Genomic DNA, 23,658 nt, shown 5'->3' on the forward strand with positions numbered 1-23,658 from the left:
GAAAGGGCCGTTTATGGTTTTGTAGCCATCAAATACATCGTTTCCATACAGATTTGCGCATGCTTCATAAAATAGGTAAGGTCAATATTTTCATTAGAATTATGTAAACGACGATCTGGCTCTTCAGGGAAGAATGGCCCAAAAGCAACGCCGCGCCCCTGAAGCTCACGGGCATAAGTGCCGCCTCCAGTTGCATATAGAGTAGGATTTTCTCCCATTACATGAGAGTATCCTTCTTTAAGCAGTTCGATAAAAGGTGCATCTTCTGGAATGAAGAGCGGTTCAGAATTCCCGTGAATTTTGCAGGCAATTCCATATCCGGCCGCTATAGCAGTAATCGATTTTGCAAGCGCTTTTCCATCAGAAGTCACCGGATAACGAATATCAATTCCAGCAGAAGAAATACGATTATCCATATGCAGAATCCCCAAATTCAGCGTGAGAGGACCGCTTTGCACATCCCTCTGGCGGACCTTCAGAGAATTACCATTTGTTTCGAGCCCAATTGTATTTTTAACAAAGGTGAGGAGAGAGCCTAGTTCTTGATCGGAAAAGACCTTTCCTAAGAGCAAAGCAAGATGTGCAGCGGCATTTTTGCCTTCCTGTGGCTGCATGGCATGGCAGGAGAGTCCTTTGGCAGAAATGTGAAGTCCGTTTTCATTTTCTGAGTATGAAAAAGTGCTGCTGTCCTTTTCTACCAAAGTTTTCAGAGTTTCTTTTTGCTCGGTGGAACAGTTAATCGTTGCTTCTGCATGACCGGGAACAGCATTGACCACTGTTCCTGCATCAAAAGAGGTAACAACAGTACTGTCGTTTTCTACAATCAGATCCAGACGTAAAATGCCTTTTTCACGGTTGCAAATTCCATATTCACTGTCGGGAGTAAAAGCAAATACCGGCATTTCCTGTTTCTTAAAATACATTTTAAGATCATTGCTGGCAATTTCTTCTCCGGAGCCAAAAATGACCCGCAGGCGGCGCTGTGTTTGAATACCAGCGTCCTTTAGAGCCTTTAGACAATATAGAGCTACAACGGCAGCACCTTTATCATCAGCGACTCCTCTTCCATATAAATGATTGTCTCGCAGAGTGGTAGTGAAAGGGTCGGTATCCCAGCCTTCACCAGCAGGAACGACATCGATATGGACAAGAACTGCCGCAGAGTCTTTTCCTGTGCCATATTCCGCATGACCGGCATAGTTATCAACATTGGCGGTTTGCAGACCCATCTCTTTTGCACGGGTCAGAATTTTTTGCAGGGCGGCAGCGGGCAGTTTCCCAAAAGGCATGTCAGGCTCTGATTTACCGACAACCGAAGGAATTGCAACAAGTTCCTTCAGATCTTGAAGAATTTCTTCCTGATAGTTAAGAATTTGTTTGCCGAATTGCATTTTCTGTTCTCCCTTTCAAGAAAAGATTTTTATAATATTAATCTTTTTTATTATATCATATTTTTTAGGACATGTATAATATCGGGGAGAGATCAAAAATTATTTTTATTTTTTAAGCAAATGCGAGTTGTGAAGGATGAAATCTATGAGAGTTAAACGTGTTTAACTGCTGATCAATTTCGTCTGCAATCAGCTGATGACCATTTTCGTTTGGATGGATTCCATCAGCGCAAAGGAGGTCTTGATAATTTTCCTTTTGTAAAAATGCGCTGCTGATGTCAATGAGAGAAAGGTGCTGTTCCAAAGCAATACGGCATATGGCGAGGTTATACATTTCATGCCAGCGATAGATAAATTCTACATCCCCAAGATAATCCAGGATTGCTTGTGCGTCTAAATTACGAGAAATCCATGAAAAATACCGTGGAGCATAAATCGGCGGCAGTGTCATTAAGACTGGAGTGCCTCCTGATTCTTTGATTTCACTAACTAGTTGGCGATAGGTTTCTGAAAATTCGGTAATTGGCGTTTTAGGCAAATGAATGCCTTTGGGATCAGCAGCGACCTGTTCCCATGAAAGATCGCAGTCATTTCCGCCATATTCCAAAATGACTGCATCATAATTAGAAAGTTCGGCCAGATGTTTTTCAATTGAAATTTTCCCCTGTTTAATAGTGCATCCAAAATGAGAATAATTTTTAATTTGAATTCCATCTCTTGCTCCAATTAAATTGGAAAATCGATTTTTTAAAAGTAAATATTTTTCCTTTACGGTATCGAACACAATGCCCTTTGCAACGGAATCTCCAAAAATGCAAACACTGGGTGTCATGATAATTCCTCCTTTAAGAAGAAAAAGAAACAAGTTTTTAAAATAATGTAATGTAGTTTTTAATACTACATATCATAATAATCGCTACTTGATAGAATGTCAAGTAAAGACCAAAATATTCATAAGAAGTTTTTGTTTACTAATAAAGTCCTGGGATGTACGAAAACAAAAAACGGTTTCATTTTTCATAAATAAATCGAAAATTGCTATACTAACTAAAAAAGGAGAAGATTTTGTATGACGGATTTTCATAAATGTGCGGTTGTAGGCTGTGGATTTGTAGGTTCGAGCATTGCCTTTTCTTTATTGGAAAGTGGGCTTTTTCGGGAAATGATTTTAATTGATATTAATCAGGAAAAAGCACAGGGAGAGGCAATGGATCTCGGTCATAGTATTCCATTTACAAAGCCAATGGAGATTGCAGCAGGGGACTGGCAGGATTTAAAAGGAGCTGGAATTGTTATTATTGCTGCAGGTGCTAATCAGAAGCCTGGAGAGAGTCGAGATGATCTTGCGCATAAAAATCTTAAAATTTTTCGGGAGATGATTCCGAAAATCACGCAATATAATCAAGATGGAATTTTGCTGATTGTAAGCAATCCAGTAGATATTTTGACCTATGCAGCTCTGCAATATTCAGGCTTTTCTAAAGAACATGTTTTGGGAAGCGGAACGGTGCTGGATACTGCACGGTTAAAATATCTTCTAGGAAAAAAATTATCTTTGGATCCAAGAGTGGTGCATGCTTTTATTATCGGTGAGCATGGAGACAGTGAGCTGCCTGTTTGGAGCAGTGCAAATATTTCGGGGATTGATTTAAAAAATTACTGTGCGGCGACAGGGGAAACCTTAAAAGATTCAGATCTCAAAGATTTATATCGAGAAGTGCGGGATAGTGCTTATCAAATTATTCAGAAAAAAGGTGCCACCTATTATGGAATTGCAAGCAGCTGCCGCAGAATTTGTGAGAGTATTGTACGTGATGAGCACAGTATTCTGTCGGTGAGCACTTTTATCGACGGACATTATGGATTATCTGATATTTGCATGGGAGTTCCGGCAATTCTCAGCAGTAAGGGGGTGGAGCGAGTGCTTGATATCCCATTAAATGAGGAAGAGAAAAAACTTTTGCTTCAATCCGCATCAGCAGTGCAAAAAATTTTTCGTGAAGATTGCTGTTGATAAATAATGAGGTTTTAAACCATTTTAAAATAAAAAAGCGCAAAAGGTATTTTTAAATAACAAAAAACCGTTTGGAAAAATTTCCAAACGGCCTTTTTATAAAATCAAGAAAGAATCAAACATCCATCATCTTTAAGCAATGTCGAGGACAAACTTCAATACAGGCACCACAGCCAATACATTTGGAAGGATCGACAATCGCATGGAATTTATCGACTTTAATTGCTCCTTGTGGGCATGTTTTAACGCATTTCATGCAGCCAATACAACCCACTTTGCAGACTTTCATGACCATTGGACCTTTGTCACAGTTCTGGCAAAAGTTAACGGCCTGCTTCTTTTTAGGAACCATATCGATCAGATGCTTCGGGCATGCTTTTACACACATGGTACAGCCTTTGCAACGGATAGGATCAACACGGGCAACACCGTTACAAACCTCAATGGCATCATATTGGCAGGCTTTTACGCAGTCGCCGATTCCCATGCATCCATATTCGCAGTCAGCAACGCCGCCCGCAACAATATTAGCAGCTGCACAGGATTCAATTCCTTCATAAACAACTTTGTTCTGTGTGTTGTCGTTGCTTCCGAGGCAGTGGACGACAGCTACTTTTTCTTCTACAGTACCAGCACTGCCGCCGAGAATTTTGGCTGTAGCTGCTGCAACAGCAGCGCCGCCAGGGGCGCAAAGTCCAGGTTGTGCTTCCCCTTTTGCTAAAGCGGCAGCATAACCGTCGCAACCGGAAAATCCGCAGGCACCGCAGTTTGCACCGGGCAGAACGTCGCGAATTTCAATCTCTTTTTCGTCTTTGGGAACGGCCATAATGATAGAAGCGATTGCCAAAACGACACCGCACAAAATACCGATTCCGGCGACTAAAACAATTGGGAATGTAATTTCATTCATCGTTTTTAGCCCTCCTTAACGCAGCATGCCATCAACTAAGCCTTGGAATCCAAGGAAAGAGACAGCTGTTAGAGAAGCTGCGACCAAAGTGATCGGAAGCCCCCTGAGAAATTTTGGAATATCATTGTGCTCTAGGCGCTCGCGAATACCTGCAAAAATTACCATTGCAACAAGGAATCCGACACCGGAACCAAGTGCATTGACCAGCGCTTCAATATAATTTTCACCCTTATCAATTACCAGCATGGTAATACCGAGTACTGCGCAGTTAGTAGTGATCAAAGGCAAATAGATTCCTAAAGCCCGATAAAGAGTAGGAATGTACTTTTTCAGAACAGTTTCAATAAACTGAACCAACGCAGCGATAATCAAAATGAAAAGCACGGTCTGTAAGTAAGATAGGCCGTTCGGAACTAGCACATAAGTGTAAATCGGATAGGTAACTGCAGTAGAGATGACCATAACAAAGATAACGGCCACACTCATACCAGTAGCAGTATCCAACTTTTTGGAAACACCTAAAAACGGGCAGATACCAAGAAACTTATTTAGAATATAGTTTTCAGTCAGGATAGCTGCCAAAAAGATGGCGAGTAATGATTTAAAATCCATTATTTGTCAGCTCCCTTCTCTTTTTGAGCCGATATTGAGCAGCAACCTGCCATTGGGCAGTGATCGCAGCCAAGTTCAGAAACAGGCTCGCCTTTGCCCTCTGCAATTTTGTTGGTAATTGCCATCAAAATACCGAAGACGAAGAAGCCGCCGGGAGGCAAAAGGAACAAAATAATTCCAGGATAAGAAGCGGGCATAATCTGGAATCCAAGAATTGTGCCGGAACCGATCAGCTCACGGATGCAGCCCATAACGAACAGAGTCAGTGTAAAACCGAGTCCCATTCCAAGACCATCAAAGATGGAAGGCAATACTTTATGCTTATTTGCAAAGCCTTCTGCACGGCCAAGGATAATACAGTTTACAACGATAAGAGGCAGATAAATGCCCATTGCAGCTTTCAGAGCCGGAGAATAGGCTTCAATCAGCATCTGTACAAAAGAAACAAAACCTGCAATCAAAACAATGTAGCAGGGGATACGAACCGTATCCGGAATAATATTTCGAAGCAAAGAAATTACAAAGTTGGAACAAATAAGAACAAAAGTTGTGGCAAGCCCCATACCGATTGCATTGCTTGCGCTGGTTGAAAGTGCCAACGTTGCGCAGCACCCGAGGACAAGACGCAAAACTGGATTTTCACGAATGAGGCCTTTTGTAAATTCTTGCCAAAGACTTTTCTTTTCTTCCATCTCAAGCGCCCCCCTTCACAGTGTTAAATTCCTTAATTGCATCATTTACGGCGGAGGTGACTGCTTTACTGGTAATTGTAGCACCGGTTAAAGCATTGATTTTATCGTCGCCTTTTTCGCCGGATTTTGTTACCGTAAATTCACCAGAAGAAGGAATTGCTTTTTTGTATTGATCACGGAATTCTGATTTTTGAGCATTTAAGCCCAGACCGGGAGTGTCGTTGGTAGAAAGCAGTTCAACACCAGTGACTTTTCCAGTCTTATCGATTCCGGTCATCACCTTAATAGCACCGCCATAAGATTTGCTGGAAGTCGTGAAGACGTAACCAACAACTTCGCTGCCTTGTTTTGCTACAACATAGTTGTTTTCGTTTCCGTCGCCAAAAGATTGTTTGGCGCCAAATGAGTCAGCAGTGGAAAGAACACGCTTTTGAGTGTCGGCTTCCGTTTGCTTGTTGATCAGTGCAACCTGATCTTTTGTTGCTTTATTCGTAAAGGCAAGTCCGCCGGTAACGACTAAACAAATTACGAAAAGAACCAGAGTTGGCTTTAAAATATCCTTTGGATTCAGTTTCATTTCTTTGCACGCTCCTTTCCAAATGTTCTCGGGCGTGTTCCGCGTTCAATCAGCGGGACGAGAAGATTCATGATAATAATGGAATAGGAGACACCTTCCGGCAAAGCACCAAATTTACGAATTAGGATCGTGAGAACACCGCAGCCAATTGCATAAATCACTTTGCCTTTTATGGTGATTGGGCTGGTGGTGTAATCGGTTGCCATAAAGATAGCACCAAGCAGCAGGCCGCCTGCCAAGATATCAAACAAAACATCTCTGCCGAGAAGTGCGGACATTAAAGCAGCAGTGCCGATATAGCAGAGAGGAATAACCGGGGAAATCACTTTGCGGATCAGCAGATAAGCAAAACCGATCAGAAGTGCAAGACCGCAGGTTTCACCGAGGCAGCCCCCGCGGTTGCCGAGGAACATCTGCAGATAGCTCGGAAGCGGATCGGAAAGTCCCATCTTAACAATTCCCAGAGGAGTTGCAGTGGTGGCACCATCGATTGCCTGGCTTGTCATAGTCCAGCTGCTCATGGGGCCAGGGAAGGAGTTCATCAAAACGATACGACCGATCAGGGCAGGGTTGACGAAGTTCTGACCAATGCCGCCAAACATCTGCTTGACGACAACGATTGCAGCAACATCGCCCAGCATCATCATAAAGGGGTTTAAGCTGCTGGGGACATTCATTGCAATCAGAAGGCCGGTAACGACAGCCGAAAGATCACCAATCGTATTGTCGCGTTTCATAACCTTGCGGGATATGTATTCAGCAACCACACAGGTGACAACAGATACCACAAGGAGCATCGCTGACTGCCATCCAAAATAAATGATGGAGGCAATACATGCAGGAATCAAAGCAATAATAACGTCCAGCATAATTTTGCGGGTAGTAATGCCGGCTTTAATATGCGGGGACGAAGATACAATTAGTTTTTCTGCCATTATTTGTTCCCCTCCGCTTCTTTTGCTTTTTGGGCCTTAGCTTTATCAGCAGCCTGTTTTGCACGAACAAGTCCTTTGCCGAGGCGGATTGCCTGAACAAGCGGACGATGAGCCGGACAATTAAAGGCGCAAGTACCACATTCCATACAGTTCATTACATCAAATTCGATCAGCTGATCAACATCTTTTACTTTAGAGAAAGTCTCAAGACGAGCAGGCATCAAATCCATCGGGCAACCGTGAACACAGCGTCCGCAGCGAATGCAAGCCGTAGGTTCCAGCATATGGGCGTCTTTTTCATCAAAGCAAAGGAGACCGTTGTTTTGCTTCAAAATGGGGACTTCCATACTTGGAACAGCCATACCCATCATAGGGCCGCCCATTAAGATTTTGCGGGGTTCTGCTTTCGTGCCGACAAAAGCAATCACATCAGAAATTCTTGTCCCGATCGGAACCACTACGTTCATTGGCTCTTTAATTGCAGAACCATCGACGGTCAGACGCTTTTTAATGAGCGGCATGCCGGTTCTCATATAATCGGCGACGAAAGCGCAGGAAGTAATATTCATAACGATACATCCGGCATCTGCAGGCAGTTTGCCCATACCGACTTCTCGGTCTGTGCAGGCCTTGATCAGAACTTTCTCGGCGCCCTGCGGGTAAGTAGCATGCAGGGGGAGAACGCGAATGGTATCATTCTGACTTTTTTCTTTGTCTTCGAGTTCTTTTTTAATTGCTGCAATCGCATCCGGTTTATTGTTTTCGATAGCGATAATGCAGCGCTCCAGTCCCAGCCATTTTTTGACGATACCGGCGCCTTCTACCACAGAGGCGGTGTTTTCCACAGCCTCTCGGTTATCTGGTGTCAGGTAGGGCTCACATTCTGCACAGTTGATGATCAGAGTGTCCACTTTTTTATCTTTGGGCACATTCAACTTAACATGTGCAGGAAAACCCGCACCGCCTAAACCGACCAGACCACTCTCTTTTAAAGCAGAGAGAAAATCCTGCAAACTATTGACCACCGGAGGTTTTACATCCGGTGATACGGTCATTTCACCATCCGAGTCAATAACGATGGCATCGGTATAATTGCCGCCTGGCAGCATTACCTTTTTGATACCACTCACTTTGCCTGAAACGGTTGCGTGGATCGGTGCACTGACAAAAGCAGGACTTTCGGCGATCTTTTGTCCCACCGTGACGAGGTCACCCGTTTTTACCAGCGGAACACAAGGCGCACCCACATGCATGGACATAGGGATTACGACTTGTGAAGGTGCCGGCATGGAAACGGATTGCTTTTGTGCTGTGTTCTTGCGATGAGGAACTGCAGCACCGCCATGTGTTTTAAATGGCGTCGAGGGAAAGTTCAATTCCATGTTTCTGCCTCCAATACTTTCCTTATTTATTATAAAAAATAAGGTCACATAAATTGCATACCTACATATTTAGGTATGGATCCGCCCAAGGATCGGAAGGATGATTCTAAGGACCAGACCGGTTATGATACCGGTCCCAATTCCAAATAGAATCAACCAGGGAATATAAAAAACCACAGCCGGAGTTGTCAAAAGTGCGGCAACGCAAAGTTGGGCACCGTTATGAGTAAGAGCACCGGCTACACCGAGACCGATATAGCCAAACGGCTGAGATTTTATACGAAGAAGAAGCCAGATAACAAAAGTACTGGCAAGACCGCCGGCGGTGCTCATCATCAGAGCAACCGATCCGCGGGTCATTCCGGCAAAGAGACCTTTTAAAAGAGCAATACAGAGTGCCGGGATTAGGCCGACCGAGCCGGCCGCATACATCGTAACAATATTGGACAGCCCCAATTTTGCTCCTGGCGGGAGCATGGGGATAGGGGGAATCAAAGATTCCAAACCGGAAAGCACAAGTGCCAAAGCCCCCAACAATCCAATAAAAGCAACGTCTTTCGTGTTTTTAGAGATATTATTTAAATCTTTCATCCGGTCATACCATCCACTTGACTATTCTTTCCAATGATCCGAACAACGACCTTTGCCGGAAGACAGACAGCCACTTGACCTGGGCTGGAAATCTTTCCGGTTCGTACACAGATCTGATCAGGACAATCACTGCTTTGAAAAGAAATCTTTCCGGGTTCTAGAAGAAGTTTTACATGATAGTCGCCACCAATGTCAATTACTTCTGTCTGCGTTTGTGTTGCAAGATCATAGCGGGCAATTTCACTTCCATTTTCTTCTATCACTGCGATTCCTGCATCATGGCTTTTTTGAGTCCAAAAGAGCAAACAAACGCCAAGAATTAAGAAAGGAATAATCAATAATAAATCTTTTTTCTTAAACATGTGGAAACACCTAATCTGAAAAATGAGTTTGCGGTCAACTTGCCATCGAATAGTCGGAAGTATTCGTCAGCTGAAATTTGCCTTTGAGATCACTGCTGACAGTTACTTTGCCGTTTTGATCCACAAAGACAGTTCCGGCCTGATAACTTTCGGCAAGCTTCATCCCATCGTCCAAACCGAGAACAAAACAGGCGGTGGAAAGTGCGTCACTTAAAGCACCATTGTCACAGACAACAGAAACAGAAACAAGTCCATTGTCTTCTGGCATTCCGTTTTTAGGATTCAGTAGGTGATGGTAGGTTTTACCGTCCTGCGTGAATTCTTTTTCGTAAGTGCCTGAGGTGGAGACAAACTGTCCACCTTCCATACCGATGGTACCGATGCTGCCTGCATTTCCGTCTTCGGTTTTGGGATCACGAATTGCAACGCTCCAGTTGGAGTTTCCGGGCTTTTTCCCATAGAGCCCAATACTGCCGCCGACCGCTACAATGCCGGCATCAATTCCAGCATTTTGATAGGCTGCGACAACATCATCACAAGCGGCGCCTTTTCCGATGGATCCCAAATCAATGCCTTCATAGTGCTTCTTAAGGGAAGCAGTGCTGTCGGCTTCATTGATTCTGAGATCTTGGTAATTGACGTAAGGCAGAAATTTTTGCAGTTCATCTTGAGAGGGAACCCGCTGATTGCTGCCGCCAAAATTCCAGAGAGAAGTGATCGGCAGAATGGTCGGATCAAAAAGCCCATTGCTTTTCTGAGCAACATCCAAGCTGACTTTCAGAATAGAAAGGGTTTTGGGGTCGATCTTTTCCCATGTAGAGCCAGCAGCAGCATTTAAACGAGAAACGTCGCTGTCATCCACTCGCCAGGAGATTTTGTCCTCTAAATCGGTAACCGCCTGAGAACCAGTTGTTAAAGCGGCTTGCGCATTTTTGCCATAAACAACTTGCTGAACATAAGTACCCATTGCCCAGCTTGTGGATTCTTGACTTTGTGTCCGGTAGCCGTAATTAACCCACAGATAAATAAGGACTGCGGCAATTACAGCGAGAACCGCACAGAGGGAAATTGTGATTTTTTTCTTCTTTGTCATTCTTACCTCCATACCTTTGCAGACGTTTTCTATTATAGCACGATTCGTCCAAATGTCTAGTTTTTTCATTCATAATTCATTCACGCAATCTTTAACAAATGGGGAAAAACATTGTATTATTAAACTAGATTGCACAAAAGCATTAATTGTTTTTGGATGTTTTGCTGAAAACATTTAAAAATGAAAAGGCTTGTCTTCTAATCTTAATTCGGTATGTTATACTAATTAATAAAACAGTTGGAAAAGAGGAAGAATATGGAGGAAGCCGCCAAACAAGTAAAGGAATATCTTTCTTCTTATGGATTAGGAGAACGCGTGATGGAATTTGATACTTCCAGCGCAACGGTTGAGCTGGCAGCAAAAGCGGTTGGGGTAATTCCAGCACAGATTGCAAAGACCATCTCTTTTGTGGCACGGGATGGATATGGGTGTATTTTAATTGTAACTTCTGGTGACTGTAAGATAGAAAACCATAAATTTAAGGAAACGTTCGGGATGAAAGCAAAGATGCTTTTAGCATCACAGGTAGAGCCGCTGACGGGTCACCCGATCGGAGGGGTTTGCCCTTTCTTATATCCGCCGTGCGCAAAAGTTTATCTCGATCAGTCTCTTCGCCGCTTTGAGACGATTTATCCTGCAGCGGGAACTTCCAATTCGGCGGTCAAATTGACCTGTGAAGAACTGGAAACTGTTTCGAAATACTGCGGTTGGGTAGATGTTTGTAAAAATGGGGAGGAACAAAGAACATGAGAATGCGTGCAAAGCCATGGGCAACTCCGGAACTAAATGCATGCCCGTTCTTTTTGAGAGATCCGTTTTCCCTCAAAAGTCATTGGCTTGAATGGTTTCCCGTGCGTCAACCGCTTCATTTGGAATTGGGCTGCGGCAAAGGCTGGTTTCTTGCGGGAATGGCCCCTTCTCACCCTGAGATCAATTTTTTGGGAATCGATATGAAAGATGCGGTGCTGGCGCCCGGTAAGCGGAAAATTGAAGAAGCTTTTGGGGATCGTCCCATTTCAAATGTTGTGTTGACGGCGTATGATATCGAGCGGCTGCCTGATATTATGGGGCCTCAGGATCGAGTAGAGCGAATTTATATTAATTTTTGCAATCCATGGCCGCGCCCTCGTCATCATAAACGGCGCTTGACGCACCCTAGACAGTTGGAACTTTATAAAACGATTCTCAGCCCGAATGGAGAAATCTTTTTCAAAACGGACGACGATGCACTTTTTAAAGATTCTCTCGACTATTTTAGGGAGGCGGGATTCGAAATCTATGAGCATACGTATGATCTTCATGCAGAAAACTGTCCCGAAAATGTTTTGACAGAGCATGAAGAAATGTTTATGCAGAAGAAAATTCCGATTAAAGCATTAAAGGCGCGAAGAAAAGCTTGACAGAATGAAAAAGCATGATTATAATAATCATACAATACATATCTGCTTAGTAGTATATTATGGGGATTAACCTCAAGAAGAGGAGAACACAGGAATGAGCGAAACAATGATTCAGATCGAGTCGCTTTCCAAAACATATGAGACCAAAGTGGGATCCGTACATGCACTACAGAACATTGACCTTCAAATTCAAAAGGGTGAAATTTTTGGAATTATCGGAATGAGCGGTGCCGGAAAAAGCACGTTGGTGCGATGTATCAATATGCTGGAGCGGCCGACTTCCGGCAAAGTGATTTTTGACGGTCAAGATATGGCAGCCATGAATGAGAGTGAGCTGCGCAAAGCAAGGCAGTCTATGAGTATGATTTTTCAGCAGTTCAATTTGCTGATGCAGCGTACAGCAGAGCAAAACATTTGTTTTCCACTGGAGATTGCCGGCGTTTCGAAAGAAAAAACGAAAAAAAGAGCGGCGGAACTTTTGGAATTGGTAGGGCTTTCCGACCGTGCTAAAAGTTATCCGAATCAGCTTTCCGGCGGACAAAAGCAGCGTGTTGCAATTGCCAGAGCGCTTGCGTTGGAGCCAAAAGTTTTGCTTTGTGATGAGGCAACTTCTGCACTTGATCCTACGACAACGGTCAGCATTTTGAAACTGTTAAAAGAGATCAATACCCGTCTTGGAATTACGATCGTAATCATTACGCATCAGATGAGCGTGATTGAGGAAATTTGTAATCGTGTGGCGATTATCAGTGACAGCAAGATCGCTGAATGTGGAGAAGTACAGGAGATTTTTCGCAATCCAAAAACAGAAGCAGCACGCCGCCTAGTGTTTCCGGAAACGGTCAGCTCTGGGAAAGGGGTAGGAACCCGTAAGATCCGCATGGTATTTGATGGGATTTCTTCTTCGGAGCCAGTTGTTGCGGAATTGGTTCTTCATTTTCGAATGCCGGTCAATATTATGCATGCGGATACAAAGGATGTCGGCGGAACGGCAATGGGGCAGATGCTGCTTCAGCTGCCGGATGACCCGGAGCTTGCGGATAAGATGATCGAATTTATCAAGGCGCGGGGGTTGACTGTAGAGGAGGTGAGTGACCGTGGATAATCAAATGATGTCGGTTCTGCTGCAAAGTGTGGGAGAATCTTTTCAGATGATGATTTTCGGGACCGTCTTTGCTTATGTACTTGGCCTTCCAATGGGAATCTTGCTGGTGGTAACTGCGAAGGACGGTATCCGTCCGAATCTTGTGGTATATAAGGTTTTAGATGTTATTGTTAATATCACAAGAAGCGTGCCGTTCTTGATCCTTTTGGTAACAATTATGCCGTTTACACGAATGGTCGTCGGGACAACGATTGGAACAAAAGCAACGATTGTGTCGCTGGTAGTTTCGGCAGCGCCGTTTGTAGCCCGCTTGGTAGAAAGTTCGATTCAGGAAGTGGACCGCGGAATTATTGAAGCTGCTCAGTCAATGGGAGCTGGAACCTTTCAGATTATTTATAAGGTGATGCTTCCAGAAGCGCGTCCCAGCCTGATTGTCAATGCTGCGATTGCTGCAGCAACGATTCTTGGCTACTCTGCAATGGCCGGATTTGTTGGCGGCGGAGGATTAGGAACAGTTGCAATTAATTATGGATATCAGCGTGGTCAAACGGACATTATGATTATTACCGTGATTCTTTTGGTTGTGATTGTACAGGTATTCCAGTCTATCGGAATGAAACTTGCACGTGTCTTAGATAAACGGAAAGAATAATTCGTTTTCTGGACAGATAAATTTCAAAATGTTTTAAAGCTGAATTTTGGAGGGAAAAATATGAAAAAACTTTTATCTTTTGTTTTGGCGTCGGCTTTACTGCTGACTTCTCTGACTGCATGCGGCAGCAGTACGGGAACTTCTTCGGCTGCCGGAAGTACCGCTGCTTCTAAAGGAACGATTAAGGTTGGTGCTTCACCGACTCCTCATGCGGATATTTTGCGCAAAGCAGTTGCTCCGCAGCTCGAAAAAGAGGGCTATACCCTGGAAGTTGTAGAGCTGACCGACTACATTCTTCCGAATACGTATCTGCAGGAAAAAGAACTGGATGCCAACTATTTTCAGCATATCACTTACCTTAAAAACTTTAATACAGAGCATGGAACGAATCTCGTTTCCATGGGAGCTGTGCATTATGAGCCATTCGGAATTTATGCCGGAAAGACGAAATCTCTGAGTGATCTGAAAGACGGAGCTGCGGTAGCGGTCCCGAATGATACAACGAATGAGGCGCGCGCACTGCTCTTGCTGCAGGCAAACGGATTGCTGAAGCTGAAAGATGGGGCAGGAATTAATGCTACGAAAGTTGATATTGCAGAGAACCCGAAGAATCTGAATATTCAGGAAATCGAAGCAGCTCAGCTTCCGAAAACGCTTCCTGATGTCGATATTGCAGTGATCAACGGCAACTATGCGATTCAGAACGGTTTAAAAACTTCTGATGCACTTGCAATGGAAAACGATAACTCTGTTGCAGTTACGGATTATGCGAATGTTTTGGCCGTGCGTGAGGGAGACGAAAACCGTGAGGATTTGAAGGCGCTTTATGCGGCGCTGACCAGTGAAGAAACGCAGCAGTATATCAAAGATACGTTTGGCGGCGGCGTTGTCCCGGTAACAAAATAATTTTTACGAACTGTCAATGATGAGCCAAAAAGATTTATAAAATAAAAAGCACTCTTTGTATGAAACGGTTACCTGCCGGATCATATAAAGAGTGCTTTTTTATTAGTTAATAATTGATTAGTGACTGGGTGTATAATTTCCATTGTTACCAAAGTCTTGTTTTACAATAGAAACAGCACAGACTACAGCAAAAATGAGAGATAAAACTCCCCAGATGGTTAAATCTTTATACATTCCAGCAGCGCCGGCCAAAGCAACAATTCCTCCGATTGCGTACAGTATCGTTGAAGCAACCGCTCCGCCTTTAGAATTTTTTGCGGCAATGGTAACAATTCCGGCAACAATCAATAAAATACCAAGCAGCATTCCATTTCCTCCGCTTGTATCGGTTCCTCCCGTAGCGAGTGCAGACCCAACTCCTGCTGCACAGCTCTGAAAAAAGATGACCAAGGACAGAACAATAGAAATGATGCCAATCGTTAATTTAGCGGTTTTCATAAAATAACTCTTCTTTCCATTTATAAAGTCTAAGATCATTTTAGCCCCTAATTAGGAAAACTTCAACATGATATTCCATATTTTTCATAAACGGAAATGATCATATTAAAATGAGATAAATTAAAAAGGACTCAAAACGGTCATCAAAAATCGTTTTAAGTCCTTTTTGTTATGTTTCTTTAAAAGCAGTGCAATCGTTCCAGATGAAAATCTTAGAATTTATTTGCCTGATAGCTTACTGGAATTTTGCCGTTCAAAGCATCAATAATGCACTGGCAGGCCATCGTAGTGCACTTGCGAACACTCTGAATGGTAGTAGCAGAAGTATGGGGGGTAAGAACAACGTTATCAAGTGTTACCAGCGGATCATTAAGTGGCAGTGGCTCTTTTTCGAAAACATCAATGCCAGCTCCGGCAATCTTCTTTTCTTGCAGAGCACGGACCAAATCATCTTCTACAATGACATCACCGCGTGCGCAGTTGATGAAGAAAGCGGAAGGCTTCATCATGCAGAATTTGTCATAGTTGATGCTATGAACAGTAGAGGGCATAGAAGGCATATGCAGGCTGACAAAATCAGCTTGTTTCAATACTTCATCCTGGCTCATCATTTCAATTGGAACCAACGGAGCCTTCGGCGGGAACGGATCATATCCGATTACTTTCATGCCAAAGCCTTGACTTGCAATCTTTGCAACGATCTGACCAATACGACCGCAGCCGAGAAGGCCAAGAGTTTGACCGGTAAGCTCCCAAGTGCCCTTCAAAGTATAGCGAACGTTGAAGTTACCTTTGCGCATCTCGGAATCAACATGGCGATAACGAACAGCACACATCATCATCATCAGAATTGTATGCTCTGCAACAGAAGTGGCATTTCCGCCAGGAGCCCAGCCTACCGGAATCTTTTTGCTGGAAGCATATTCCATGTCGATGTTGTCCAGACCGACACCCTGCTTTGAAATGACCTTCAGATTTTTAGAAGCATCGATCATCTCTTTGGTCACTTTATCAACGCGGCAGTAAATCGCGTCTACCTGATTTTCTTTAATCAGTTTGATAAAGTCTTCTGTTTTAGAGCCATCTGGAGCAGTGATAACTTCACAGTCAGCATCCTCCATCATTTTGTGGCCGATGGGATCCATGGCCTTCAGAGAAAGAACCTTGTACTTCATAATACTACAATCCTCCTGAAAAATATTTTTATTCCTAATTAAAACATTATAATCTATCCTAATCAATAAAATACAGAAAAGTACACAAACTGACGGAATCTTATACGAATTTTTTAGAAATATTAAATTAATGAAAAATCAAAACAAAATTTCGACAATTCCAATCAATATGATTTTCTGTGTAAAAAAATTATAACGCATTTAAGAGTAAAAAGTCAAGCAATTTCCAAATCTTAGGAAATGCTTCAAAATTGGTAAATATTAGCAAAGATCAATCTTATCTTCAATTTTATTAATCACATAATAAGCAATTCTGTCTGCCGGCTTAATATAAATTTTACAGGAACGAATGGCTCCTTTATGCTTCGATTTAAAATCATTTTTACAGCGAGCAATTATATCGGTGCAGGTATATTGTGTAGTTCCAAATTCCACATAGACTTCTGGGGCCAAAGCAGCAGTAGCTTGCTTTTTTGCTTTGCTGATCGTCTCTTTAGCAACGTTGAGCGCAGGTTCTGTCTTTTCAATCGCTTTTTGTGCGGCTTCTTTTGCTTTTTGTGCAGTTGGCTGCATCTTATCCTGTATCTCAGAAATACCTTCCTTTACGGAAGCGACGGTTGGCTCGGTTGCTTTTGAGATGTTTTTAGATACCTCGTTGATTGCTTTTACGGTATCATCTTTTGCTGCCTTTACTGCGGATTTAATTTTACTATTGTTCATAAGAATCATTCCTTTCTGTATTTTTCTAGAGATTTTTGTGATTTGAGAAAGAGTTTCAGTATCAGTTTGTTCTTTTCATTGAGATATTATTTTAAAAGTTTATAAAAATATGAAAAAGTGCAGAAATTGGAAGGAATTTAGATCGATTGGTACCAATTTAGGACCGGAGTCAGATTTTCTAAGCTAACTCGGTCACCGCCGTGCAGCATCAAATCAAGCATATCCTCTTCATCAGGCGTTTTATTCTGTTTGGCAGAAAGCTTTTTCCCAACCCCTTTTGTCATGGCATTCATCATAAATTTATAAATGCCATGCAGACGATTTAAATCAAATCCACCTTGCAGAGTAAAGAGCGGCAACGTTTCGGGAAGATGGTTATGCTTTTTAACATCATCCATCTGCGAACCGCTTTTTGCCATTCCGACTGCACACACAGCACGAATTTTATATTTTTGGCGGGCCTCTGAATAGCCTTTGACCGAACCTGCCATCAGCCAGCCGAAATAGAGAATCTCGGCGCCGGATTTTAGTGCGCCTTTGGCTTCTGTGAGTGAAAATACCGGAAGACCGGTTTTTTGGCTCATCATTTCAGCATATTCTTTTGTAAATCCAGAGTTCGAGGTATACACAATTGCATCCATCTTAAATTCCTCCTGATTTTTTAGGCAGCTTTATTTTCAACGTTCGCAGATAAGCTTTCTGCTCATCTGTGATTCGGTAACTCTCAACTGCTTTTTGAATTGCCTTGTTATGTGTCCATGGTTCCAGCTTGTACTGCTCAAGATAGGGAAGGGTCGCTTTGTACTGCTTTGCAAGTGCAGTTGCAAAATACCATGCAATCATCATGTTTACATAATATTCCTGCGACTTTATTTTAGCCGGCAATTCAAGATATTCCGGCTGAAATTTGTCATCTAAATAAAAGCACATCAGCATTTCAATTCCGAAACGAATTGTATAAGTTTGGTCTGATTGAATCCATTTTTTGATCTGAGAGAGCAATTCCGTCAAATGTTTTTGAAAAATTTTAGGAGTCATCAAGTCACAGGTTGCCCAGTTGTCCACATAGGGGAGAAAGGCGTCCAATGCACGGATACACGACTCATAGTCTTTCATTCGCTCGATCAAAAATCCATGCAGATTGTTTTCTTCATAATATTTGTGAGGAAGAGTTTTCAAAAACGCTTCAGCCTCCGGCTGTTTGGAAAACGTTGCGGCAAATTTTCGAAGCTGAGGGGTGCGTACACCGATGATGGTTTCTTTTTTGATGGTCGGTGTTAGCTTTGCCTGAAAGTCTCTGTATTTTAGATCCTGCATCTTGAAAAGCTCAGACTGTACTTCGGTTTCGGAAATCTTCATTTTTCGGGTTCCTCCATGATCCTTTTCAAAATTGGCTGGTCTGCCGGGCAGAATGAAAAGCCGGTTATTTCATCCGGGGTAATCCATCGAAGGTCATGATGCTCTAAAAGCTTCGGGGTACCTTCTTTTATGGTGCAGGAAAACAATGTCAAATGAATTGTTATGTCCGGATAGGAATGCGTGGTTTCCATAAACTGCTCGCCAACGGAAACTGTAATTGCAAGTTCTTCCCGGCATTCGCGGATGAGTGCCTGCGGTTTGGTTTCTCCCGGCTCTACTTTTCCACCGACAAATTCCCAAAGCAGTCCCCGTGCTTTATTTTTAGGCCGTTGGCAAATCATCAATCGGTTTTTGTCCCAAATCAGTGCGGCGACAACTTCGGTCATATTTTCACACCTGAAATCCTTTGAAAATCAAACTTAAATTTAATCCTGTCTTTTTCATTATTATAACTGATTCCATTCACTTTTGAAAGAAAAACCTCATGATTTTTGGTAAATTTTGTATGATAAAAAATGACTGCATTTTGAGAAACTTGTATTTTGACAAAATATGTGTTATTATTCTAACGAAATAAAAGGGGAGCTCACTAAAGTGGGCTGAGAGTAAGCAGATTCGCTTTGACCCTAGAACCTGATTTGGGTAATGCCAACGTAGGGATATGTACAAAATTGTTTTATGTGGCAGTACCCTTTTTTGCAGGTACTGCTTTTCTTTATGCCCATTTTTTCCCTAATATATTAAGAAAGAGGAAGATTATATGAACGGTACAATGAAAACGATGCTTGATAATGTCAGAAAAAACACTCCGCTTATTCATAATATTACAAATTATGTTACGGTGAATGATGTAGCGAATGTACTGCTTGCCTGCGGAGGTTCTCCGATTATGTCCGATGATGAAGGTGAAGTTGAAGAAATCACTTCCATCTGTGGAGGGCTAAACATTAACATTGGCACGTTGAATCACAATACAATTTCCTCGATGTTTTTGGCTGGCAAAAAAGCCAATGAGCTGAAACATATTGTCCTTCTGGACCCAGTCGGTGCTGGTGCCAGTACTCTTAGAACCAATACTGCGTCGGCGCTTTTGAAGCAGATTCACTTTGATGCGGTGCGGGGCAATATCTCAGAAATCAAAGCACTGTATTTAGGAAATGGCACGACAAGGGGCGTAGATGCTGATTCCGTGGATGCGGTAACGGAACAAAATCTTGATTCGGCTGTAGAGATGGTAAAATCTTTTGCTGTACAGTTTGGCTGTATTGCTGCTGTTACCGGAGCCATTGACCTAGTAAGCGACGGAAAAGGCTGTTATGTGATTCGTAATGGCAGACCGGAGATGAGCCGTATCACAGGAACCGGCTGTCAGCTTTCGGGGATGATGACTGCATTCCTTGTGGCAAATAAAGAGCAGAAATTAGATGCAGCGGCAGCGGCAGTATGCATGATGGGACTTGCCGGAGAAATAGGCTGGAAAAATATGCTGCCGAGTGATGGAAATTCCACTTACCGCAATCGGATTATTGACGCCGTTTGCCAAATGACAGGAGAAAAATTAGAAGAGGGATCAAAATATGAAATTCGATAAAGCAAGTTTGCTTTTGTATGCCGTAACAGACCGCAGATGGCTAAATGGGAAGACACTTTTAAGTCAGGCGGAAAAGGCCTTAAAAGGCGGGGCAACCTTTTTGCAGCTTCGGGAAAAGATGCTTAGGGAGGATGATTTTCGCACAGAGGCATTAGAGATGAAGGAACTCTGCAAAAAATATAAAGTCCCTTTTGTATTGGACGATAATGTAGATCTTGCCATTGAGGTTCATGCAGATGGAGTTCATGTTGGTCAAAGCGATATGAGTGCAGGGATTGTACGAAAGAAATTGGGGCCTGATAAAATTCTCGGAGTATCTGTAGAGACGGTCGAGGAAGCGATTCTTGCCCAAAAGCAGGGCGCAGATTACTTAGGGGTAGGGGCAGTGTTTTCTACCGGTACCAAGAAGGATGCAGACAATGTAAGTTATGAAACACTTAAGGCGATCTGCAGTGCCGTATCAATCCCTGTGATTGCGATTGGCGGCATCACCGTGCAGAATGTTTCAGAACTTAAGGGCAGTCAGATTGATGGGGTAGCTGTTGTCAGTGCAATTTTTGCGCAGCCGGATATTGAAGAGGCAACAAAAACGCTTAAAAACGCAGTTAGAAAGGCTCTGGAATTATGATACGCGGAGCGATTTTTGATATGGACGGGACGCTGCTTGATACCATGCCCTTCTGGAATGATGCCGGAGAAATTTATCTAAAAGGGCTTAATGTGCAGGCTGAGCCTTCTCTTGGAAAGAAATTATTTTGCATGACGATGGAGCAGGCAGCAGAATATTTAAAACGTACTTATTCGTTACCGTTTACTCCTGAGAAAATTATAGAAGGAATCAATGGGACGGTAAGGGATTTTTATCAAAAGAGCGCAGCGCTAAAAGCAAATGTACCGGAATTTTTAAAACAGCTGACCGAAAGGAACATCAAACTCGTTTTGGCGACTGTAACTGAACGAAAACTTGCCGAGGCTGCGCTTTCACGCTGTGGAATCCTAAGCTACTTTGACTTTGTGATAACCGACGCTGAGGCGGGAGCGGGGAAAGACAGACCTGATATTTATCTCAAAGCTGCCGAAAAGATCGGGACCGCTCCTATGGAAACACTGGTATTTGAAGATGCGCTGTATGCCGCTAAAACAGCAAAAGCGGCGGGGTTTTGTACCGTGGGCGTATACGACGAAGTAAGCCGTGATGACCAGCAGAAACTAGAGAGCATTTGCGATTATTACATCAGAAATTTTAGAGATTTTGATTCATTTGCAGCAAAATCTTTAAAATAATAAATAGCGGCAAACCGGGGGCACCACCTTTTGTCGCTCAATAAAATTAACGCTGAAAAGGAGAGTTATTATGAGAACAGCATTAACAATCGCCGGAAGCGATTCCAGCGGAGGCGCCGGTATTCAAGCGGATATCAAAACCATGACGCTAAATGGCGTATTTGCCATGAGCGCGATTACGGCTTTGACAGCCCAGAACACAACCGGCGTGCAGGGAATTTTTGAAGTGAGTCCTGAGTTTTTGAAAAAACAGATAGATAGCATCTTTACGGATATACGGCCTGATGCCGTAAAAATTGGTATGGTAGCTTCTTCTGCTCTGATTGAAGTGATTGTGGAGCGGCTGCAGTTTTATAAAGCTCAGAAAATTGTAGTTGATCCTGTTATGGTATCTACGAGCGGCTCAAAGCTGATTTCGGATGATGCAGTGGCTAGTTTAAAAGCAAAACTTCTGCCAATTGCAACTGTATTAACTCCGAACATACCAGAAGCAGAGACCCTGTCGGGACAAAAGATTTCCTCTCCCCAGGAGATGATAACGGCTGCAAAAATGATCAGTGAAACTTATTCATGCGCTGTGTTGTGTAAAGGCGGACATCGCTTAAATGATGCCAATGATCTTTTGTACCGAAACGGTGAATATCAGTGGTTTAAAGGGAAACGGATCAACAATCCAAACACCCACGGAACAGGTTGTACGCTCTCAAGTGCGATTGCTGCGAATCTCGCAAAAGGATATGATTTGAATGAATCGGTCAGCAAAGCGAAAGCTTATCTTTCCGGTGCACTTAGTGCGATGCTGAATCTTGGAAAGGGAAGCGGTCCAATGGATCATGCCTTCGATCTACAGTCTGCTTACCGGGAGGAGAAAGCCTGATGAAGAAGACTTCGACTTTCCAAAATGGTTTAATTTGGTTTGGTGCTGGGGTTTCCATCGCAGAAATTCTGACCGGTACCTATTTTGCACCGCTGGGCTTTTTAAAAGGACTGCTTGCGATTCTTATCGGCCATGTGATCGGCTGCAGTATGCTGTTTTTTGCGGGACTGATTGGCGGGCGAAGCAAACGAAGCGCAATGGGAACAGTTGGGCTTAGCTTTGGAAAAATCGGCGGATTGTTTTTTGCAGCTTTAAATATTCTGCAGTTGGTTGGTTGGACAGCGATTATGATCTACGATGGCGCCTTGGCGGCAAACGGAGTGGTTGATTCTGGAGCATGGGTATGGTGCGTCGTGATCGGCGGGCTGATTCTTGTGTGGATCGCTGTTGGAGTTGAAAATCTTGGTTGGATCAACAAAATTGCGATGGCAGCACTTTTTATTTTAACGATCGTTTTGTGCTTCGTAATTTTTCAGAATCAGTTTCCGTCGGCAGAATCAACGGAAACGATTACATTTGGGGCGGCCGTTGAGCTTGCTGTAGCAATGCCTATTTCATGGCTTCCACTGATTTCAGATTATACGCGCGAAGCCGAGAAACCGTTTTCGGCAACTTTGGTGAGTACGCTTACTTATGCCTTTGTGAGTTTCTGGATGTATGTCATTGGAATGGGAGCAGCAATTTTTACCGGCAAATCAGATATTGCTTCTATCATGGTGAAAGCGGGCCTTGGGATAGCTGCACTGCTTATCTTAATTTTATCTACCGTGACGACTACTTTTCTTGACGCGTGGAGCGCAGGAATATCTGCGGAAACATTGTCAAAGAAAATTAACGGAAAGTATGCCGCTATGATTGTTGCAGTGATCGGAACTATTTGTGCAATTTTATTTCCAATGGATAATATTACCGATTTTCTTTATCTGATTGGGTCCGTATTTGTCCCAATGATTGCCGTACAGATTGCAGATTACTTTATACTGAAACGGGATTGTGGAGAAAGCAGACTGGACGCGGTCAATGGGATCATATGGCTTGTTGGATTCATTTTTTATCGATTCCTTATGATGGTTGATATTCCGGTTGGGTGTACTTTGCCGGATATGCTAGTGACAATGCTTCTTTGTATCATTGTGCGTAAAATTTCCAATAAAAAAGTTGGTTAAAAATCAAAGCTGTTTATTCTGATCTGTGTTGCTGCTTTTATCAGCAATCGTTTTTGCAAAAATTCCCATTTATCCTTTTTCGTAAAAAATAGAGCTTTTGGTTATACTAATTACGATAAAGAGGTGAACCCTTATGGGAAAAGGAAAAAATAAAACAGATGATTTAAAGAGCAATGCAGAAAGTACAGAAAACCCAAATCGGTCGACTCACGTTAAAAATCAGAATGAAGAACACAATACCAAGAAAGTAGCTCTTGGACCTAATACGAAGCGTTAAGTGTTAAAAGGAAGGCAGAGTAAATAAAACTCTGCCTTCCTTTAATAATATTTTAGAAACAAATTGCATATATTCTTTATGATGTTGGG

The 23,658-nt window shown here is 42.9% G+C and carries 29 protein-coding genes and 1 riboswitch; of the genes, 12 read left to right on the forward strand and 17 right to left on the reverse strand.

Features of this window, described 5'->3' with window-relative positions:
- Positions 1–11: 11 nt before the first annotated feature.
- Together ACVS9P_RS04385 and ACVS9P_RS04390 are read right to left on the reverse strand one after the other, a co-directional pair.
- Complete coding sequence (locus ACVS9P_RS04385; RefSeq protein ID WP_452104418.1) at positions 12–1,391, reverse strand: Sapep family Mn(2+)-dependent dipeptidase; 1,380 nt, start codon at positions 1,389–1,391, stop codon at positions 12–14.
- 112 nt (positions 1,392–1,503) lie between these two features.
- Positions 1,504–2,223 (reverse strand): SGNH/GDSL hydrolase family protein, encoded by a 720-nt coding sequence (locus ACVS9P_RS04390; protein WP_452104419.1) that lies wholly within the window; start codon positions 2,221–2,223, stop codon positions 1,504–1,506.
- Between the two features lie 237 nt (positions 2,224–2,460).
- Here ACVS9P_RS04390 and ACVS9P_RS04395 point away from each other — a divergent pair, with 237 nt between their 5' ends.
- Positions 2,461–3,405, forward strand: coding sequence for an L-lactate dehydrogenase (locus ACVS9P_RS04395; protein ID WP_452104420.1), 945 nt, complete (start codon positions 2,461–2,463; stop codon positions 3,403–3,405).
- A gap of 115 nt (positions 3,406–3,520) precedes the next feature.
- Here ACVS9P_RS04395 and ACVS9P_RS04400 read toward each other — a convergent pair whose 3' ends face one another.
- The 9 genes from ACVS9P_RS04400 to ACVS9P_RS04440 all read right to left on the reverse strand — a co-directional run bounded on the left by ACVS9P_RS04400 (position 3,521) and on the right by ACVS9P_RS04440 (position 10,559).
- Positions 3,521–4,315: an RnfABCDGE type electron transport complex subunit B gene (locus ACVS9P_RS04400; protein WP_452104421.1), complete on the reverse strand. Its 795-nt coding sequence runs from the start codon at positions 4,313–4,315 to the stop codon at positions 3,521–3,523.
- Positions 4,316–4,330: 15 nt separating this feature from the next.
- Positions 4,331–4,927 (reverse strand): electron transport complex protein RnfA, encoded by a 597-nt coding sequence (locus ACVS9P_RS04405; protein ID WP_452104422.1) that lies wholly within the window; start codon positions 4,925–4,927, stop codon positions 4,331–4,333.
- On the reverse strand, positions 4,927–5,619 hold the full coding sequence (gene rsxE / locus ACVS9P_RS04410) for an electron transport complex subunit RsxE (protein WP_452104423.1): 693 nt from the start codon (positions 5,617–5,619) through the stop codon (positions 4,927–4,929). Before rsxE ends, ACVS9P_RS04405 begins: the two co-directional genes overlap by 1 nt.
- Position 5,620: 1 nt before the next feature.
- A complete protein-coding gene (locus ACVS9P_RS04415; protein WP_452104424.1) occupies positions 5,621–6,196 on the reverse strand; it encodes an RnfABCDGE type electron transport complex subunit G in 576 nt (191 codons plus the stop codon).
- Positions 6,193–7,131: an RnfABCDGE type electron transport complex subunit D gene (locus ACVS9P_RS04420; RefSeq protein WP_452104425.1), complete on the reverse strand. Its 939-nt coding sequence runs from the start codon at positions 7,129–7,131 to the stop codon at positions 6,193–6,195. Before ACVS9P_RS04420 ends, ACVS9P_RS04415 begins: the two co-directional genes overlap by 4 nt.
- The gene (gene rsxC / locus ACVS9P_RS04425; protein ID WP_452104426.1) at positions 7,131–8,513 is read right to left on the reverse strand and encodes an electron transport complex subunit RsxC; all 1,383 of its coding nucleotides are present in this window, start codon (positions 8,511–8,513) and stop codon (positions 7,131–7,133) included. Before rsxC ends, ACVS9P_RS04420 begins: the two co-directional genes overlap by 1 nt.
- Positions 8,514–8,582: 69 nt before the next feature.
- Positions 8,583–9,104, reverse strand: a complete 522-nt coding sequence (locus tag ACVS9P_RS04430) for a Gx transporter family protein (protein ID WP_266163140.1) — start codon at positions 9,102–9,104, stop codon at positions 8,583–8,585.
- Entirely contained in the window at positions 9,101–9,466 is a 366-nt protein-coding gene (locus ACVS9P_RS04435; protein WP_452104427.1) for a NusG domain II-containing protein, read from the reverse strand. The genes ACVS9P_RS04430 and ACVS9P_RS04435 overlap by 4 nt, the downstream gene beginning before the upstream one ends.
- Before the next feature lie 34 nt (positions 9,467–9,500).
- Complete coding sequence (locus ACVS9P_RS04440) at positions 9,501–10,559, reverse strand: FAD:protein FMN transferase (RefSeq protein ID WP_452104428.1); 1,059 nt, start codon at positions 10,557–10,559, stop codon at positions 9,501–9,503.
- A gap of 255 nt (positions 10,560–10,814) precedes the next feature.
- Between ACVS9P_RS04440 and ACVS9P_RS04445 the strand changes: the two genes are divergently transcribed.
- The 5 genes from ACVS9P_RS04445 (at position 10,815) to ACVS9P_RS04465 (ending at position 14,622) form a co-directional block, all read left to right on the forward strand.
- A complete protein-coding gene (locus ACVS9P_RS04445; protein WP_452104429.1) occupies positions 10,815–11,309 on the forward strand; it encodes a YbaK/EbsC family protein in 495 nt (164 codons plus the stop codon).
- The gene (gene trmB, locus ACVS9P_RS04450; protein ID WP_452104430.1) at positions 11,306–11,959 is read left to right on the forward strand and encodes a tRNA (guanosine(46)-N7)-methyltransferase TrmB; all 654 of its coding nucleotides are present in this window, start codon (positions 11,306–11,308) and stop codon (positions 11,957–11,959) included. Before ACVS9P_RS04445 ends, trmB begins: the two co-directional genes overlap by 4 nt.
- 94 nt (positions 11,960–12,053) lie before the next feature.
- Complete coding sequence (locus ACVS9P_RS04455; protein WP_452104431.1) at positions 12,054–13,064, forward strand: methionine ABC transporter ATP-binding protein; 1,011 nt, start codon at positions 12,054–12,056, stop codon at positions 13,062–13,064.
- A 7-nt stretch (positions 13,065–13,071) separates the two neighbouring features.
- Complete coding sequence (locus ACVS9P_RS04460; protein ID WP_452104668.1) at positions 13,072–13,716, forward strand: methionine ABC transporter permease; 645 nt, start codon at positions 13,072–13,074, stop codon at positions 13,714–13,716.
- 60 nt (positions 13,717–13,776) lie between these two features.
- On the forward strand, positions 13,777–14,622 hold the full coding sequence (locus tag ACVS9P_RS04465) for a MetQ/NlpA family ABC transporter substrate-binding protein (RefSeq protein ID WP_452104432.1): 846 nt from the start codon (positions 13,777–13,779) through the stop codon (positions 14,620–14,622).
- 117 nt (positions 14,623–14,739) lie between these two features.
- Here ACVS9P_RS04465 and ACVS9P_RS04470 read toward each other — a convergent pair whose 3' ends face one another.
- From ACVS9P_RS04470 to ACVS9P_RS04495, 6 genes are all read right to left on the reverse strand, one after another.
- Positions 14,740–15,120 carry a hypothetical protein gene (locus ACVS9P_RS04470; protein WP_452104433.1) on the reverse strand — a complete coding sequence of 127 codons (381 nt, stop codon included), beginning with the start codon at positions 15,118–15,120 and terminating at the stop codon, positions 14,740–14,742.
- A gap of 212 nt (positions 15,121–15,332) precedes the next feature.
- Complete coding sequence (locus ACVS9P_RS04475) at positions 15,333–16,295, reverse strand: hydroxyacid dehydrogenase (protein WP_452104434.1); 963 nt, start codon at positions 16,293–16,295, stop codon at positions 15,333–15,335.
- 261 nt (positions 16,296–16,556) lie between these two features.
- Positions 16,557–17,015, reverse strand: a complete 459-nt coding sequence (locus ACVS9P_RS04480; protein ID WP_452104435.1) for a DUF6465 family protein — start codon at positions 17,013–17,015, stop codon at positions 16,557–16,559.
- Between the two features lie 137 nt (positions 17,016–17,152).
- Positions 17,153–17,656 (reverse strand): hypothetical protein, encoded by a 504-nt coding sequence (locus ACVS9P_RS04485; RefSeq protein ID WP_452104436.1) that lies wholly within the window; start codon positions 17,654–17,656, stop codon positions 17,153–17,155.
- A 1-nt stretch (position 17,657) separates the two neighbouring features.
- Complete coding sequence (locus tag ACVS9P_RS04490) at positions 17,658–18,374, reverse strand: DNA alkylation repair protein (RefSeq protein WP_452104437.1); 717 nt, start codon at positions 18,372–18,374, stop codon at positions 17,658–17,660.
- The gene (locus tag ACVS9P_RS04495; RefSeq protein ID WP_452104438.1) at positions 18,371–18,760 is read right to left on the reverse strand and encodes a (deoxy)nucleoside triphosphate pyrophosphohydrolase; all 390 of its coding nucleotides are present in this window, start codon (positions 18,758–18,760) and stop codon (positions 18,371–18,373) included. The genes ACVS9P_RS04490 and ACVS9P_RS04495 overlap by 4 nt, the downstream gene beginning before the upstream one ends.
- Positions 18,761–18,942: 182 nt before the next feature.
- A riboswitch (TPP riboswitch) is annotated at positions 18,943–19,051 on the forward strand.
- Between the two features lie 83 nt (positions 19,052–19,134).
- Here ACVS9P_RS04495 and thiM point away from each other — a divergent pair.
- The 6 genes from thiM (at position 19,135) to ACVS9P_RS04525 (ending at position 23,569) form a co-directional block, all read left to right on the forward strand.
- On the forward strand, positions 19,135–19,965 hold the full coding sequence (thiM, locus tag ACVS9P_RS04500) for a hydroxyethylthiazole kinase (protein WP_452104439.1): 831 nt from the start codon (positions 19,135–19,137) through the stop codon (positions 19,963–19,965).
- Positions 19,952–20,593: a thiamine phosphate synthase gene (thiE, locus tag ACVS9P_RS04505; protein WP_452104440.1), complete on the forward strand. Its 642-nt coding sequence runs from the start codon at positions 19,952–19,954 to the stop codon at positions 20,591–20,593. Before thiM ends, thiE begins: the two co-directional genes overlap by 14 nt.
- Positions 20,590–21,249, forward strand: a complete 660-nt coding sequence (locus tag ACVS9P_RS04510) for an HAD family hydrolase (RefSeq protein ID WP_452104441.1) — start codon at positions 20,590–20,592, stop codon at positions 21,247–21,249. Before thiE ends, ACVS9P_RS04510 begins: the two co-directional genes overlap by 4 nt.
- A gap of 70 nt (positions 21,250–21,319) precedes the next feature.
- Positions 21,320–22,126: a bifunctional hydroxymethylpyrimidine kinase/phosphomethylpyrimidine kinase gene (gene thiD / locus ACVS9P_RS04515; RefSeq protein ID WP_452104442.1), complete on the forward strand. Its 807-nt coding sequence runs from the start codon at positions 21,320–21,322 to the stop codon at positions 22,124–22,126.
- Positions 22,126–23,292, forward strand: coding sequence for a putative hydroxymethylpyrimidine transporter CytX (cytX, locus tag ACVS9P_RS04520; protein ID WP_452104443.1), 1,167 nt, complete (start codon positions 22,126–22,128; stop codon positions 23,290–23,292). The genes thiD and cytX overlap by 1 nt, the downstream gene beginning before the upstream one ends.
- A 133-nt stretch (positions 23,293–23,425) precedes the next feature.
- Positions 23,426–23,569, forward strand: coding sequence for a hypothetical protein (locus ACVS9P_RS04525; RefSeq protein ID WP_452104444.1), 144 nt, complete (start codon positions 23,426–23,428; stop codon positions 23,567–23,569).
- The last annotated feature ends 89 nt before the right edge of the window (positions 23,570–23,658 follow it).

This window comes from Caproicibacterium sp. NSD3 (genome assembly GCF_053613275.1).

Excerpts from the sequence above, each read along its gene's own strand:
- ACVS9P_RS04385 (WP_452104418.1), bottom strand. The coding sequence starts at position 1,391 with ATGCAATTCGGCAAACAAATTCTTAACTATCAGGAAGAAATTCTTCAA.
- ACVS9P_RS04390 (WP_452104419.1), bottom strand. The coding sequence starts at position 2,223 with ATGACACCCAGTGTTTGCATTTTTGGAGATTCCGTTGCAAAGGGCATT.
- ACVS9P_RS04395 (WP_452104420.1), top strand. The coding sequence starts at position 2,461 with ATGACGGATTTTCATAAATGTGCGGTTGTAGGCTGTGGATTTGTAGGT.
- ACVS9P_RS04400 (WP_452104421.1), bottom strand. The coding sequence starts at position 4,315 with ATGAATGAAATTACATTCCCAATTGTTTTAGTCGCCGGAATCGGTATT.
- ACVS9P_RS04405 (WP_452104422.1), bottom strand. The coding sequence starts at position 4,927 with ATGGATTTTAAATCATTACTCGCCATCTTTTTGGCAGCTATCCTGACT.
- rsxE (WP_452104423.1), bottom strand. The coding sequence starts at position 5,619 with ATGGAAGAAAAGAAAAGTCTTTGGCAAGAATTTACAAAAGGCCTCATT.
- ACVS9P_RS04415 (WP_452104424.1), bottom strand. The coding sequence starts at position 6,196 with ATGAAACTGAATCCAAAGGATATTTTAAAGCCAACTCTGGTTCTTTTC.
- ACVS9P_RS04420 (WP_452104425.1), bottom strand. The coding sequence starts at position 7,131 with ATGGCAGAAAAACTAATTGTATCTTCGTCCCCGCATATTAAAGCCGGC.
- rsxC (WP_452104426.1), bottom strand. The coding sequence starts at position 8,513 with ATGGAATTGAACTTTCCCTCGACGCCATTTAAAACACATGGCGGTGCT.
- ACVS9P_RS04430 (WP_266163140.1), bottom strand. The coding sequence starts at position 9,104 with ATGAAAGATTTAAATAATATCTCTAAAAACACGAAAGACGTTGCTTTT.
- ACVS9P_RS04435 (WP_452104427.1), bottom strand. The coding sequence starts at position 9,466 with ATGTTTAAGAAAAAAGATTTATTATTGATTATTCCTTTCTTAATTCTT.
- ACVS9P_RS04440 (WP_452104428.1), bottom strand. The coding sequence starts at position 10,559 with ATGACAAAGAAGAAAAAAATCACAATTTCCCTCTGTGCGGTTCTCGCT.
- ACVS9P_RS04445 (WP_452104429.1), top strand. The coding sequence starts at position 10,815 with ATGGAGGAAGCCGCCAAACAAGTAAAGGAATATCTTTCTTCTTATGGA.
- trmB (WP_452104430.1), top strand. The coding sequence starts at position 11,306 with ATGAGAATGCGTGCAAAGCCATGGGCAACTCCGGAACTAAATGCATGC.
- ACVS9P_RS04455 (WP_452104431.1), top strand. The coding sequence starts at position 12,054 with ATGAGCGAAACAATGATTCAGATCGAGTCGCTTTCCAAAACATATGAG.
- ACVS9P_RS04460 (WP_452104668.1), top strand. The coding sequence starts at position 13,072 with ATGTCGGTTCTGCTGCAAAGTGTGGGAGAATCTTTTCAGATGATGATT.
- ACVS9P_RS04465 (WP_452104432.1), top strand. The coding sequence starts at position 13,777 with ATGAAAAAACTTTTATCTTTTGTTTTGGCGTCGGCTTTACTGCTGACT.
- ACVS9P_RS04470 (WP_452104433.1), bottom strand. The coding sequence starts at position 15,120 with ATGAAAACCGCTAAATTAACGATTGGCATCATTTCTATTGTTCTGTCC.
- ACVS9P_RS04475 (WP_452104434.1), bottom strand. The coding sequence starts at position 16,295 with ATGAAGTACAAGGTTCTTTCTCTGAAGGCCATGGATCCCATCGGCCAC.
- ACVS9P_RS04480 (WP_452104435.1), bottom strand. The coding sequence starts at position 17,015 with ATGAACAATAGTAAAATTAAATCCGCAGTAAAGGCAGCAAAAGATGAT.
- ACVS9P_RS04485 (WP_452104436.1), bottom strand. The coding sequence starts at position 17,656 with ATGGATGCAATTGTGTATACCTCGAACTCTGGATTTACAAAAGAATAT.
- ACVS9P_RS04490 (WP_452104437.1), bottom strand. The coding sequence starts at position 18,374 with ATGAAGATTTCCGAAACCGAAGTACAGTCTGAGCTTTTCAAGATGCAG.
- ACVS9P_RS04495 (WP_452104438.1), bottom strand. The coding sequence starts at position 18,760 with ATGACCGAAGTTGTCGCCGCACTGATTTGGGACAAAAACCGATTGATG.
- thiM (WP_452104439.1), top strand. The coding sequence starts at position 19,135 with ATGAACGGTACAATGAAAACGATGCTTGATAATGTCAGAAAAAACACT.
- thiE (WP_452104440.1), top strand. The coding sequence starts at position 19,952 with ATGAAATTCGATAAAGCAAGTTTGCTTTTGTATGCCGTAACAGACCGC.
- ACVS9P_RS04510 (WP_452104441.1), top strand. The coding sequence starts at position 20,590 with ATGATACGCGGAGCGATTTTTGATATGGACGGGACGCTGCTTGATACC.
- thiD (WP_452104442.1), top strand. The coding sequence starts at position 21,320 with ATGAGAACAGCATTAACAATCGCCGGAAGCGATTCCAGCGGAGGCGCC.
- cytX (WP_452104443.1), top strand. The coding sequence starts at position 22,126 with ATGAAGAAGACTTCGACTTTCCAAAATGGTTTAATTTGGTTTGGTGCT.
- ACVS9P_RS04525 (WP_452104444.1), top strand. The coding sequence starts at position 23,426 with ATGGGAAAAGGAAAAAATAAAACAGATGATTTAAAGAGCAATGCAGAA.